The 13,670-nt window shown below is 68.2% G+C and carries 11 protein-coding genes; 3 read left to right on the top strand and 8 right to left on the bottom strand.

Annotated elements, in window-relative coordinates:
• Position 1: 1 nt before the first annotated feature.
• The 3 genes from pstA to P0Y52_03055 form a co-directional block, all read right to left on the bottom strand.
• Positions 2 to 1,312 carry a phosphate ABC transporter permease PstA gene (gene pstA, locus P0Y52_03065; GenBank protein WEK58537.1) on the bottom strand — a complete coding sequence of 437 codons (1,311 nt, stop codon included), beginning with the start codon at positions 1,310 to 1,312 and terminating at the stop codon, positions 2 to 4.
• Positions 1,305 to 2,735: a phosphate ABC transporter permease subunit PstC gene (pstC, locus tag P0Y52_03060; GenBank protein ID WEK58536.1), complete on the bottom strand. Its 1,431-nt coding sequence runs from the start codon at positions 2,733 to 2,735 to the stop codon at positions 1,305 to 1,307. The genes pstA and pstC overlap by 8 nt, the downstream gene beginning before the upstream one ends.
• A gap of 137 nt (positions 2,736 to 2,872) precedes the next feature.
• Entirely contained in the window at positions 2,873 to 4,294 is a 1,422-nt protein-coding gene (locus P0Y52_03055; GenBank protein WEK58535.1) for an ATP-binding protein, read from the bottom strand.
• Positions 4,295 to 4,440: 146 nt separating this feature from the next.
• Here P0Y52_03055 and P0Y52_03050 point away from each other — a divergent pair, with 146 nt between their 5' ends.
• Entirely contained in the window at positions 4,441 to 6,729 is a 2,289-nt protein-coding gene (locus P0Y52_03050; GenBank protein WEK58534.1) for a response regulator, read from the top strand.
• A 13-nt stretch (positions 6,730 to 6,742) separates the two neighbouring features.
• Here P0Y52_03050 and P0Y52_03045 read toward each other — a convergent pair whose 3' ends face one another.
• Complete coding sequence (locus P0Y52_03045; protein ID WEK58533.1) at positions 6,743 to 6,952, bottom strand: hypothetical protein; 210 nt, start codon at positions 6,950 to 6,952, stop codon at positions 6,743 to 6,745.
• Between the two features lie 15 nt (positions 6,953 to 6,967).
• Positions 6,968 to 8,245 (bottom strand): isocitrate lyase, encoded by a 1,278-nt coding sequence (gene aceA / locus P0Y52_03040; protein ID WEK58532.1) that lies wholly within the window; start codon positions 8,243 to 8,245, stop codon positions 6,968 to 6,970.
• A 154-nt stretch (positions 8,246 to 8,399) separates the two neighbouring features.
• Between aceA and P0Y52_03035 the strand changes: the two genes are divergently transcribed.
• Complete coding sequence (locus P0Y52_03035) at positions 8,400 to 9,830, top strand: short-chain fatty acyl-CoA regulator family protein (protein ID WEK58531.1); 1,431 nt, start codon at positions 8,400 to 8,402, stop codon at positions 9,828 to 9,830.
• Positions 9,831 to 9,859: 29 nt separating this feature from the next.
• On the opposite strand, the gene P0Y52_03030 is transcribed toward P0Y52_03035, so the two are convergent.
• The 3 genes from P0Y52_03030 to P0Y52_03020 form a co-directional block, all read right to left on the bottom strand.
• Positions 9,860 to 10,693: a universal stress protein gene (locus P0Y52_03030; protein ID WEK58530.1), complete on the bottom strand. Its 834-nt coding sequence runs from the start codon at positions 10,691 to 10,693 to the stop codon at positions 9,860 to 9,862.
• A gap of 77 nt (positions 10,694 to 10,770) precedes the next feature.
• Positions 10,771 to 12,240: a hypothetical protein gene (locus P0Y52_03025; protein WEK58529.1), complete on the bottom strand. Its 1,470-nt coding sequence runs from the start codon at positions 12,238 to 12,240 to the stop codon at positions 10,771 to 10,773.
• Positions 12,241 to 12,275: 35 nt separating this feature from the next.
• Positions 12,276 to 13,265: a WYL domain-containing protein gene (locus tag P0Y52_03020; protein ID WEK58528.1), complete on the bottom strand. Its 990-nt coding sequence runs from the start codon at positions 13,263 to 13,265 to the stop codon at positions 12,276 to 12,278.
• 93 nt (positions 13,266 to 13,358) lie between these two features.
• Between P0Y52_03020 and P0Y52_03015 the strand changes: the two genes are divergently transcribed.
• Positions 13,359 to 13,607, top strand: a complete 249-nt coding sequence (locus tag P0Y52_03015) for a hypothetical protein (GenBank protein ID WEK58527.1) — start codon at positions 13,359 to 13,361, stop codon at positions 13,605 to 13,607.
• Positions 13,608 to 13,670: the final 63 nt, after the last annotated feature.

Genomic DNA, 13,670 nt, shown 5'->3' with positions numbered 1-13,670 from the left:
ACTACCACCGGCGTTCGAACCGCCGACGCAGCAGGATCGCGGCGGCGTTCATGACGATCATGAAGGCGAGGAGCACAAGGATGGCGGCGGCGGTCCGCTCGTGGAACGCGCGCTCCGACGCGTTCTCCCAGATGTAGATCAGCGAAGGCAGGGCGCCGACCGGCTCGTCGATGGCGTGGGGCACGCCGGGGACGAAGCTGATCATGCCGATCAGCAGCAGGGGCGCCGTCTCGCCCAGCGCATGGGCCATGGCGATGATCGAGCCGGTCATGACGCCCGGCATGGCCAGGGGCAGGACGTGGCCGAACACGGTCTGGGTGCGGCTGGCGCCCATGGCCAGGGCGGCTTCGCGGATCGACGGCGGCACGGCTTTCAGCGACGAGCGCGTGGCGATGATCACCGTCGGCAGGGCCATCAGGGCCAGGACCAGACCGCCGACCAGCGGACTGGCGCGCGGCAGGTGCATGAAGTTGATGAACAGAGCCAGACCCAGCAGGCCGTAAACGATCGACGGCACGGCGGCGAGGTTGTTGATGTTGACCTCGATGATCGCGGTCAGGCGATTGCGCGGCGAATATTCTTCCAGCCAGACGGCGGCGCCGACGCCGACCGGAATGGCGATCAGGGCCGTGACCAGCAGCATCAGGGCCGAACCGACCACGGCGCCCAGCAGGCCCGCCAGCTCGGGCTGGGTTGAATCCCCCTTGGTGAACAGGGCGGTGTTGAAGTGGGCGCGCACGGCGCCCGACGCCTTCATCCGGTCCAGCCAGGCCATCTGCTCATTGCTGATGCGGCGCTGGTCCTCGGGCGTGGCCTGGGAAATCTCGCCCTTCAGATAAAGGTCGGCGTTGTCGGACAGGGGCGCCGTGACCGGCACGGTCTGGCCCAGCAGACTGGGCTGGCGCGCGATCATGCCCGCCGCCTGGAACTTCAGCTCCGACGAGAACAGGGCCTTCATGGCTGCGGCCTTGGAGCCCTGGGCGTCGTCCTGGACGCCAAGGCGGTGCAGTTGCTGCTCGGCGACGATCTGCTCGAAGTTCGCGCCCTGCGGATAGCCGCGGTCGATCCGTGACGCGTCCATATAGACGGGCAGGGTGACGCTGTGGCTGTAGAAGGCAGTGCGACCCTGCATGATGATGCTGCCCAGCAGGATCACCAGGAAGACCAGGGCGAAGCCGATGGCCGCGCGGCCATACCACTTGAAGCGGGTCTCGCGCGCATAGCGCCCGCGCAGACGGGCCTGCAGGCGCTGGGTGCGCGGGCTGACGGCGCTCGGGTTCTGCCCCACCGGGGTTTGGGCGGCGTCAGTCATACTGTTCCCGATAGGCTTGCACGATACGCATGGCGACGATGTTGAGCAGCAGGGTGACCACGAACAGGGTCAGGCCCAGACCGAATGCGGCCAGGGTCTTGGGGCTGTTGAACTCCTGGTCCCCGGTCAGCAGGGTGACGATCTGCACGGTGACGGTCGTCACCGTGTCCAGCGGGTTCAAGGTCAGCTTGGCGGCCAGACCGGCGGCCATGGTCACGATCATGGTCTCGCCGATGGCGCGCGACACGGCCAGCAAGAAGGCCCCGGCGATGCCCGGCAGGGCGGCGGGCAGAAGCACCCGCTTGACCGTCTCGGACTTGGTCGCGCCCATGGCGTAGGAACCGTCGCGCAGCGACTGCGGCACGGCGTTCATGATGTCGTCGGACAGGGAGCTGACGAAGGGGATCAGCATGATCCCCATGACGGCCCCGGCCACCAGGGCCATCTGATTCTGCACCAGCAGCAGGTATTGCCCCATGCCGTCCAACGGCCCGCCAACCAGCCAGCCGCCAATCGTATTGAAGAAGACGCGGAAGGCCGGCCCGACGGTCAGGGCGGCGAAGAAGCCGTAAACCACAGTCGGCACGCCCGCCAGAACCTCAAGCAGGGGCTTGACCACCGCGCGGGTGCGTCGACCGGCGTATTCCGACAGATAGATGGCTGAGAACAGGCCGATCGGTCCCGCCACCATCATGGCGATCATCATGATCAGGAAGGTGCCCGCGAACAGCGGCACGGCTCCGAAGGCGCCCGACGAGCCGATCTGGTCGGCGCGGATCGCCATCTGCGGGCTCCACTTGGTCCCGAACAGGAATTCCGTAACGGGCACCGAGTTGAAGAATCGCAGGCTGTCCCACACCAGCGAGAAGATGATGCCCAGGGTCGTCAGCACCGCCACGACCGAACAGGCGAAGAGCAGGATGCTGATCCAGCCCTCCACCCGATTACGGGCGCGCAGGTCAGGGCGAATGCGAACGAAGACGAAGACTCCGCCCAGAATGGCCGCGAGCAGGGCCGCGACGCCGCCGCCCCAACTCAGGGTCGAAGAGATACGGTGTGCGCGACGGCCCTCGGCCGGCAGTTCCTCGGCATAGGGAGCGGGCCAGATCTGCTGGGCCTCAAGCCCGTCGCCGATACGTCGCGCGTCCGAGAAGAAGGCCTCGCGACGGAAGGGCTCCAGTTGAGTGACGCTGTCGGGCGCGCCGGCCGCCAGCATCTGGCGCTCCAGCGGGGCCGAGAAAATCGAGGCGGCGATCAGCACGATCAGAGCCGGCATGCCGACCCAGATCAGGGCATAGAGGCCGTGCTGACCCGGACGCGAGTGCGCCCTGACGCCCGTAGCGCGACGCGTCGCCAGCCGACGCCCGCCCAGATAGGCGAGCCCGGAGAAGGCGATCAGCAGTAACAGGAAAATCCAGATCATCCGGGTCCGTGCACGCGTGAATCATTAACGTGCCGGGTCCGGCGCGTTTCGGCCGGGAAACTGCCCGCGATTGGCGAGCGGATTAAGACGGGCGCGTGACAGTTCTGTTACGGCGCCCATCCTTCATGTCGCAGGCTTCACGTCGTCGCCTCGGCCTCGGCCACGTCGCGTGCCGGGGCAAGCGGGAAGCAGGCGGCGAAGATCGCCCCCTGCCCCAAGGCGCTGTCCACGCTCAGGCCGCCTCGGTGACGGATGATGATGTGGCGTACAATGGCTAGGCCCAGGCCCGTGCCCTGACGCTCGCCGCTTTTCTGGCCCTCGACACGATAGAATCGCTCGGTCAGACGCGGCAGGTGTTCGCGCGCCATGCCGGGGCCGTGATCGCGCACGGTGACGACCGCATACCTCTGGCCTGCCTCGCGGTCGGGCGTGGCCAGCGACAGGCGCGTGCCTTCGGGCATCCGGGCCGCCATGGCCTCGCCCAGGGTGCGGTCGCGGTCAATGGACAGCTCGACCACCCCGCCGTTGCTGGAATATTTCAGAGCGTTGTCGATCAGGTTCTGGATCACCTGAACAATCTCGTCGCGGTCGCCGGCTACGGTCGCCCCGCCCTGCCCCAGGTCCGCCTTGATGGTCACGCCGCGCTCGCGCGAGATGACGCTGACCGCGTCGACGACGTCCGAGGCCGCCCGCGCCAGATCGACCCGGCCCTGCGGCGCGATATGCTCGTTCAACTCGATCCGGCTCAGCGACAGCAGGTCGGCGACCAGCCGCCCCATGCGGTCGGCCTGGATGGCCATGATGTCGAGGAATTTGTCACGCGCCTTGGGATCGTCCTTGGCGTGCCCCTTCAGTGTCTCGATGAAGCCCGACAGCGAGGCCAGGGGCGTGCGCAATTCGTGGCTGGCGTTAGCCAGAAAGTCGACGCGCATCATCTCCATGCGGCGGGCATCGGTCTCGTCGCGCAGGGCCAGCAGGGCCAGCGCCCCGGCGCCCCACAGATGCGCGTCCCGTTCCGGCAGCGGCTTTATGAATGCCCGCCAGTGCCGTTCCTGCGCCCCGCCGCCGACATAGTCGACCGTGCTGCTGAAGGCGCCGAACAGGGCTTCGTCCACCGCTTCCAGCACCTTGGGATCGCGGATCACCGAGACCAGCAGTCCGGTCCCCGTGCCGGTCAGGCGAAACAGATCGCGCGCGGCGGCGTTGGCCAAGGCGATGCGACGCCCGGCGATGTCGTCCGCCTCGCCTCCGCTGATGATCAGGATGGGATCGGCCAGGGCCTCGAACACATCGGCCAGCAGGGCCCCGTCCGGCACCAGGTCGACCGGGCCGCCGCCGTCCAGCTCATTGATGCTGACCAAGGGCTGGGGCCGCCGGTTGACCAGCCAGGTCGCCGCCGCCACGGCCACGGCCCCCGCCGCCAGCCAGCCCGCCAGTTCAGGCTTCATCACCGCCAAGACCGCCATGACCAGAATGGCCACGCCGCCGCTGGCGCCCGCGGTCCAGAGCCGGGACGAGGCGGTGGGGGCGACCGGCGATGGCGAATGCTCATACGGCATGAAGATCGACGTTATCTCATTATTCAGCGAATGGCCCTAGACTGGTCGCGACTCGAAAGGCGCCCCGTCGGCGGAGATTCTCGCGCATAGCGTAGTTTGTTCACCGATTTGCGGCAGTCTTTTCGGAGGTTGGAGGGGCTGGTGAAGTGAATACGATCCTGAACTGCCTGGTTCAGCAACACGACTGGCGAATTCTGCCGTTCGCCCTGCTTGTCTCCATCTTCAGCCTTGTGGTCGCCCTGTCCCTGTTCGACCGAGCCCGCAACGTGGCCCGACGCTCGCGCCGCGTCTATCTGGTCGCCGCGCCCCTGGTCGCCGGGCTGGGCGTGTGGAGCACCCACTTCATCGCCATGAAGGCCTACGACATCGGCGCGCCGGTCCGCTACGACATCGGCGACACCGCTGTCTCGCTCGCCGTCGTTGTCGTGGCCTTCTACGTCGCCATGCATCTGGCCCTGGCCGAGGCGGGGCGCGTAAGCCGCGTGGTCGCCGCCCTGACCTGCGGCCTCGGCGTCGCCGCCATGCATTTCATGGGCATGGCCGGGCTGCGCCTGTCCGGGGCCACCCTGTCGTGGAACGCGCCGCTGGTCGTGGTCGCCGTCATCGGCGGCATGCTGCTGGTCAGCGCCATTGCCGTTCTGCCCTGGCGCGCCGGCGCCAAACGGGTGATCGTCGCCACCATTCTCGGGGCGCTGGGCGTCTGCTGGCTGCATTTCGTGGCCATGAGCGCGGTGATCGTCACGCCCACGCCGGGCGTGCTCCTGCCCGTCGCCGCCGCGGCGGAAACCACACTGACCCTTTGGATCGGCGCCAGCGTGGGTCTTTTGGCCATCATCGCCGCCTTCCTGACCGGCATGGTCTGGTGGTCGCGACACAGCGCGCTCGGCCAACTGCGCGAAGCCATCGAGGCCATGCCCGACGGTCTGGGCTTCTATGACGCCGACGACCGGCTGGCGATCTGGAACCAGCGCTACGCCGATGTGAATCCCGAGGTGGCGGCGGTCCTCAAGGTCGGCGTGAGTTTTCGCGAAATTCTGGAGGCGGGCCTCAAGGCCGGCATCTACCCCTGCGCCGAGGGCCGCGAGCAGGCCTGGATCGCCGAGCGCATGGCCAACCGCCGTCGCCCTCAAGGCGCGATGGAGCAGAACGTCGGCGACCGCTGGCTGCGAGTTCAGGATCGCCGCACCGCCGAAAAGGGCACCGTCACCGTCTGCTCGGACATCACCGACCTGAAGCGCGACGCCCAGGCTCTGGCCGAAGCGCGCGACGCCGCCGACGCCGCCAACCGCGCCAAGAGCCAGTTCCTGGCCAATATGAGCCATGAGATCCGCACGCCCCTGAACGGCGTCATCGGCGTGGCCCAGGCCCTGGCCCGCACAGATCTGGACGCGCAGCAGCGCGAGATGCTGGACCTGATCCATTCGTCAAGCCGCACCTTGCAGACCCTGCTCAGCGACATTCTGGACCTGGCCCGCGTTGAATCCGGCCGACTGGAACTGGGCGACGAACCCTATGATCTGGCTCGCGCGGTCGAAGAGGCCGCCCAGCTCTACGCCGCCGCTGCACGCGACAAGGGCCTGCAGTTCTTCGTCGAGGTCGCGCCCGAGGCCCGCATCTGGATGCACGGCGACGCGGTGCGCCTGAAGCAGATCCTGACCAACCTGGTCTCCAATGCCGTCAAGTTCACCGGCGCTGGCTTTGTCAGCCTGACGGTCGACGCCGGACCGCAGGGCCTGCGCTTTGTGGTGCAGGACACCGGCATCGGTTTTGACGCCGAGACGCGCGACCGCCTGTTCAGCCGCTTCGAGCAGGCGGATGGCGACATAACGCGCCGCTTTGGCGGTTCCGGACTGGGTCTGGCCATCAGCCGGGAACTGGCGGCCATGATGGGCGGCGGACTGGGCTGCGAGAGCGAGCCCGGCGGCGGGGCCGCCTTCATCCTGACCCTGCCCCAGCGCCCCGCCCAGGCTCCGGCCGCGCCAACGCCTACCCTTGTCGCCTCGGAGGCCTCGGCCTTCACCGAGCAGACCCGCCGCCTGCGCATCCTGGTCGCCGACGACCATCCCACCAACCGCCGCGTGGTCGAACTGATCCTGGATCAGGAAGCGGTCGATCTGGTCTCGGTCGAGGACGGGGCCCAGGCGGTCGAGGCTTGTCGCGCCGCGCCCTTTGATCTGGTGCTGATGGACATGCAGATGCCGGTCATGGACGGGCTGACCGCGACCCGCGAGATTCGCCTGCACGAGGTGGCCATGGGGGCGCCGCGCACCCCGATCGTCATGCTGACCGCCAACGCCCTGCCCGAGCACATCGCGGCGGGCATTGAGGCGGGGGCCGACCGCCATCTGGCCAAGCCGTTCAGCGTCGAGGCCCTGCTGGCCATGGTGCAGGAGCTGACAACGGACGCGCCTCAGGCCGCTGTTCAAGCGGCCTGAGGGTCTCCGTCTTCTATTCGTAGCCGTGGGCGGCTTCGTTGATCACCTGTGACGGCATCGTCGAGAAGTCGATGCTGACCGGCTTCACCGCCTTGGCCTGAAACGTCTTGATGACGTGGTCCAGGCGCTTGCGGACCTCCTTCGTCGCCTCGGCGTCCGGGTCGAGCCCCAGCGGCGCCAGGCAGAATTCGATGATCGCGTGGGGTCGGTTCAGAGGTTCCATAGACTCATTCCTTTCCTAAGCGGCGTGGAACTGGGCGGTTTCGGTGGAGTCCTTCAGGGCCGTGGTCGAGGACTGGCCGTTCGAGATCACCGTGGCGACCTGATCGAAATAGCCGGTGCCGACTTCACGCTGGTGGCGGGTGGCGGTGTAGCCGGCCGCCTCGTTCGAGAACTCGCGCTGCTGCAACTCGGAATAGGCCGCCATGCCGCGATCGCGGTAGCCATCGGCCAGCTCGAACATCGAGTTGTTCAGGCTGTGGAAGCCGGCCAGGGTCACGAACTGGAACTTGTAGCCCATGGCCCCCAGCTCTCGCTGGAACTTGGCGATGGTGGCGTCGTCCAGCTTGGCCTTCCAGTTGAAGGACGGCGAGCAGTTATAGGCCATCAGCTTGCCCGGATGCTCTTTCTGGATCGCCTCGGCGAACTTCTTGGCGTCGTCCAGATCGGGGTGCGAGGTCTCCCACCACAGCAGGTCGGCGATGTTGGCGTAGGACAGGCCGCGGGCGATGCAGTGGTCCAGGCCAGTGCCTTCCTTCAGGCGGAAGAAGCCCTCGGGCGTGCGGTTTTCGCGGTCGATGAAGGGCTGGTCGCGCTCGTCGATGTCCGAGGTGATCAGTTGGGCGCTCTCGGCGTCGGTGCGGGCGACCGTGATGGTCGGCGTGCCCATGACGTCAGCGGCCAGACGCGCGGCGACCAGGTTGCGGATATGGGCCTGGGTCGGGATCAGGACCTTGCCGCCCAGGTGGCCGCACTTCTTCTCAGACGCCAGTTGGTCCTCGAAGTGAACGCCCGCAGCGCCCGCCTCGATGAAGGCCTTCATGATCTCAAAGCTGTTCAGCGGCCCGCCAAAACCGGCCTCGGCGTCGGCGACGATGGGGGCGAACCACTCACGCTTGGCGCCGCCCTCGGCGTGCTCGATCTGGTCGGCGCGTTGCAGGGTGCGGTTGATGCGACGGCACAGTTCCGGCGCGGCGTTGGCCGGATACAGCGACTGGTCCGGGTACATGGCCCCGGCGGTGTTGGCGTCGGCGGCGACCTGCCAGCCCGACAGATAGATGGCCTTCAGACCGGCGCGGACCATCTGCATCGCCTGATTGCCGGTGACGGCGCCCAGGGCGTTGATGAAGGGTTCGGTGTGCAGCAGCTCCCACAGGCGGTTGGCGCCGCGCTCGGCCAAGGTATGCGTGATCGGCACCGAGCCGCGCAGGCGCAGGACGTCCTCCGGCGTATAGGGGCGCTCGATGCCGTCGAAACGGCCGGCGGGCGAAGGAACCAGATCGGCGAAGGTCGTCATGTTCGTCTCGGCTTTGAAAGGGGCGGCCGCAGCCGCTGTCCCGAAGACCCAAACACGCTGCCGTCATGATTGACACAGGCGCACCGCAATCATTGAAGTCAAACAGTCACATCATGACACTTGCCATTCAGTCATATCGTGACATCATCGCGTCATGAACGCCGCCGCCGATCGCAAACTCTTCCTCGGCGGCCGCCTGAAGCGGCTGAGGCGCGACCTCGGCCTGTCGCAGACGGCGATGGCGAGCGATCTGGGCGTCTCGCCCTCCTATCTGAACCACATCGAGCGCAATCAGCGCCCTGTTTCGGCCCAGTTGCTGCTGCGTCTGGCCGAGACCTATGACGTGGACCTGCGCAACCTCGGTCAGTCGGGCGGTCCAGCCTCCGAGGCCGAGCTGGCCGAGGCCTTCGCCGACCCCCTGTTCCAGGGCCTGGCCGTGCCGCGCCACGAGATCGTGCAGCTGGCCGAGGATCAGCCCGCCGCCGCCGACGCCATCCTGCGGCTGTATCGCGCCTTCTCCGACCGCCGCGTGCGCGACCGGGCCGAGGCCGAGGTGGCCGGCGCCGCCTCCCCCGCCGACAGCCCGTCGGAATGGGTGCGCGAATACATCCAGAGCCGCCACAATCACGTCCCCGAACTGGACGCCTTAGGCGAAGCCCTGCACGAGGCCCTGCGCGCCGAGGCGTCGTCGCCAGACGAAAGCTTCGAGGCCCTGGCCCGCGCGCGGCTGTTCGCCCGCCACGGCCTGACGGTCCGCACCCTGCCCGCCGAGGTCATGGTGGAATGGACCCGCCGCTTCGATCCCCACCGCGGACGGCTGCTGCTGTCCGACACGCTCGGCCCGTCCTCGCGCGCCTTCGCCGTCGCCTGCCAGCTGGCCTTGATGGAGCACGGGGCCGAGCTTCAGACCCTGACCGACGCGGCCAACGCCCCCGACGCGCCGACGCGCAACCTGCTGAAGACCTCGCTGACCAACAGCCTGGCCGCCGCCATCCTGATGCCCTACGCCGCCTTCCAGCGCACGGCGGAAGAGACCGGCTATGATCTGGCCCGTCTCCAAGCCCGCTTCGGCGTCGGCTTCGAGCAGGCGGCGCACCGGCTGACGACGCTGTCGCGGCCGACGGCGCGCGGCGTGCCCTTTTTCCTGATGCGGGTGGATCAGGCGGGGAATGTGTCCAAGCGATACGCCTCGGGCGCCTTTCCCTTTTCGCGCTTCGGCGGAGCCTGCCCGCGCTGGCGGCTGCACTCGGCCTTCCGCACGCCGGGCCGCATCGTCACCCAGATCATCGAGACGCCGGATGGTTCGCGCTGGTTCACCCTGGCCCGCACCGTGGATCGCCAGGGTCAGGACGCCTTCACCGAAGGACAGGACCTGGCCATCGGCCTGGGCTGCGAGCTGAAGCACGCCCACCGCCTGATCTATGCGCGCGGCCTGGACCTGCAGAAGCCCGAGGTCACGCCCATCGGCCCCGCCTGCCGCCTGTGTGAACGCCACCCCTGCGCCGAACGCGCCGCCCCGCCGGTCGGGCGGGCGCTGACGGTGGACGACTGGTCCAAGTCCGTCAGTCCCTATCCTTTCGCCTAAATGCCCCTCCCCCTTGCGGGAGAAGGGCGTTAATGCGCCAACAGCAGCGCCACAGGGCTCTCGGTGATCAGGGTCTGAGTCACACCGCCGAATATCCACTGACGCATCCGGGCATGGCCCCAGGCGCCGCTGACGACGGCCCCGGCCTTCATCTCGGCGGCGCAGTCCAGCAGACGACGCCCCGCCGAGCGGTCGTCGTGGGCGCGAGCTTCAGCCTCAGCGTTAACGCCGTGACGCCGCAGCCATCCGGTCACGTCGGCGGTGCGCAGGCGAGCCCCGTCCATGTCCTCAGGATCACACAGCTCCAGCACGCGCACGCTTTCGGCCTCGCGCAGCAGGGGGATGGCGGCGATGGCGGCCAACCGGCTCTCTCGACTGTCGGTCCAGGCCAGCAGCACCGGCGCGCCCGCGACCGCCCGCGCCGGGTTCGGCGGCACGATCATCACCGACCGCCCGGCCCGCATGGTCAGGTCCGCCGGATGTGGCGCCCGCCAGCCGCTGGCGTTGGCGGAGTCACGCCCGACGATCAGAACGTCTGCGGCGCGGGCATGCTTGACGAGCAAGGCCGTCGGGTCGCCCACATCGGCCCGCCATTCGCAGCCCACACCCGCGCGAGTGGCGATCTCACGGAACCGCGCCTCGGCGCCCTTCAGCGCGCTCTCGGCCCGCTCATGCTGGGCGTTCAGCACCTCGCCCAACAGAATTCCTGCCCCATAGGCGTCGGCCATCGGCGTTTCAGGCGCGCAGGCCGACACCCCGATCAGGTGGGCGCCGTGCGCCTTGGCCAGGGCGGCGGCCTGCTCGATCCTTTGGGTGTTGTCGGCTTCGTCATCGACATAGACGATCAGGCTGGACCAGGTCATCGCGACTTCCTCTCGTTCCAGAACGATAGAACGCCTGAGCCGAACTTCTGTCCTTGATCCCGATCAAATAACAGCGATCAGATCAATATGACCCTGCCGTTCTCTACCCGGTGCGGAACACCGGTCCTGCTGAACAGGCTGGCGATCTCAGCCGCCGGATCGGCCGCACCCTGATCCAGCATACGGTCGATGGTCGGGGCCAGCGATGGATCGCCCGAAACGCGGGTCAGGGCGTCCAGCCATTCGGTCCGGCTCAGCACGCCGTCGTCGCGACTGGCCGCCAGCACCGGGCGCAGGAAGTCGAACCAGTCGCCGCCGTCGCGCCGCTTCTGCGCCCCTTCCGCCGCTAGGGCGAAGACGGCGCCGCAGGCGTAGTAGGCCCGATGCTCCCCCCGATCGCCCGCCTCCGAGACTGGCTTGTCGCGGCTCAGACTGATGCAGTCGTCCACCTCGGTCTGTAGCTCGGCGCGGGCGTCATAGGCCTGGTCCAGCGCCTTCAGCGCCCGCACCGCCATCAGGTCGGCCCCGCCCTCGGTGATCCAGGCCTCACGCGCGAACTCATAACGCACCGCCTGTCCCAGCCAGAAGTGCGCGCTTTCATGGCCGATGAACCAGCGCGACCGTTCCAGCATTTCCGCGCTGGGCCGCAACACGCCGACGCCCTCAAACTGCATGACGACCAGCCCCGGCAGGACGCTCCCACCCATGCTGGACAGCCGCTCGGTCGGGCCGTTCCAGCTGACCATGACGGTCGAGGCCTCGCTGCCCACGCCCGGCGCGCCCAGGCGCCGCAGGTAGTAGTCGCCGACATGGGGGGCGAAGCTGCGGATCTCCTCGCCTATCCACGGCGGCAGGTTGGGATCGATGACCGTGGTCAGCCCCTCGCCCGGCGTCACCCGCGCCTGCCCCAGCAGGACATAGGACCGTTCGCCCGTCGTGGTCAGATTGGCCTGCCGCTTGCCGTTGAACAGCACCGGGCCGGCCGTGTCGCGCCAGGAGACGGTGGAGGCCCCGCCCTCCAGATCGACGCCGTTCAGGTCCGCGGGCATGGCCTCGGCCGCCTCGACGGACGGCAGGGCGAAGACGTCGAACTGGCGCGTCGGCAAGGCCACAGCGCCGTCGGAAAACGTCAGCGTCCCGTATTCCGCCTCCAGATAAACAGCCTTGGGCTTGAGCGAAAAGCGCACCTGACGCGGCACAGGTCCCCCGTCCAGACTGCGGATCACGTCATAATGGCCGCGCCGTTCCATGATGACGCCGGGCGTCTCGACCGTCCATTGCGTCGGCCGCCACGGCTGACGCACATCGGTCATCAGCGCCGAGTCCATGAAGGCCCAAACGGGCGCTTCGCGATTGAAGACATAGTCCGCCGTCCAGCGGTCCCCGTCGCGCGTGACCTCGACCACGGGCGCGGCCCGCGCGTCCCAAGTCCCCGGAGGCAGCGGCGCAGCGGCGCAGGCGCCCAGCAAGGTGGCGGTCAGAGCAGTCGAAACGGCGAAGGCTTTCAGACGCAAGGCGGGAAACTCCGGGCTGTTCAGCTTGAACATAGGCGACGCCGCGCCGGCGTCAGCTTACGGTTTGCTCACGATTGCGCCCGTGAAAGGGCGCGGCCCGCCGCCGCCAGTTCGCCCGCCATCACGGATTTCAGCCGCTGCGGCGCCTCGATCGTCACCTGCTCGCCCCAGCTGAACAGGTGCCAGGCCAGTTCGCGCATCCCAGAGGCGCGGAAGCGCACCACGACCGAGCCGTCCGGCTGGTCCTCGATGGCCTGGGTCGGGTGCCAGCGCCAGCCGCGCGCCTCGGTCGCGCCCTCTGGCGTGATCCGCAGGACCACATCTTCGATCTCGTCCTGATAGATGCCGAAGGACTGACTGGCGAAGGCCGCCAGGTCGAAGTCGGCGGGCGGACGCGCCGTCCCTTCGCCTGCCTCGACCGAGGACATGCGGTCCAGGCGGAAGGTCTGGATGCGCCCGCTCTCGCGGTCCGCCGCCACCAGATAGTTGGCGCGCCCGAACATCAGACCGCACGGCGCCACGCTACGGCTGCGCGCCTCGGCGCCGGGACGGGCATAGATGAAACTCAGCGGACGCTCGGCCAGGACGGCGCCGCGAATCTCCGCCAGCATGGTCTCGTCAGCGGTGGGCCTTGGCCCCGCCTGGACGGCGATGGTCTCGGCCCGGACCAAGGCCTCCAGATCAGGGGCCATGCGGTTCAGGGTGGTCGAGCGCATGGCCGCCTTGACCTTGCGCTCCAGCCCCTCCAGCGCCGCCGCCCGAGCCGGTTCGCCTGCCGCGCGGAGGACCGCCGCCGCCTTGCTCAGTTCCAGCATTTCGGTCGCGGTCGGCGCCTGTTCGAAGGCCGACAGACCACCGCGAATGCGCCAGCGCTTGCTCGGCGGGTCCGACACCTCCTCGACCTGAGGGAACAGCATCAGGACGGCGTCGCGCATCCGCTCGGCGGTGCGGCGCCCTACCCGCAGTTGCCCCGCCATGTCATTGATCGTCAGCCCCTCGGCGCTGGCCGCCATGCCCCGCGCCAGATCGATGACCATCGCCGCCTTGTCGTGCCGCAAGAAACTTCTCCACAGAGATACGTCCGTAACTGACGTAATGCTGTCGCATCCTCTCAACATCAGCAAGAGGCAATCGCTTCAGGAGATCACGACATGGCCTTCGCCCGCACCCCCACCGTCCAGAAGCCCGCCCGCCAGACCTTCGCCACCCGTTACATGATCGTGCCGTGCGAAGCCGACGGCGCCTCGGACCTGGCCGTGATCTGGGACCGTCAGGAAGAACAGGTGGTGGACGTCATCTCGGCCTCCGCCAGCAGCCGCTACTCGGACGAAGACGCTCTGTGGGACGAGTTCCACGCAGCCCCCTCGACCTCCCCCGCAGACTGGCGCCTGGCGGCCTGACGGAACCGCGTTCCGCCCTTTCGCGTTCGCCCAAGCGTGACCATTCCGGTCCCGCCAGACGGG

Origin of the sequence: Candidatus Brevundimonas phytovorans (genome assembly GCA_029203145.1) — a bacterium.
GTDB classification, from domain to species: Bacteria; Pseudomonadota; Alphaproteobacteria; order Caulobacterales; family Caulobacteraceae; genus Brevundimonas; species Brevundimonas phytovorans.
This window is presented reverse-complemented; position numbering and strand designations above follow the sequence as displayed.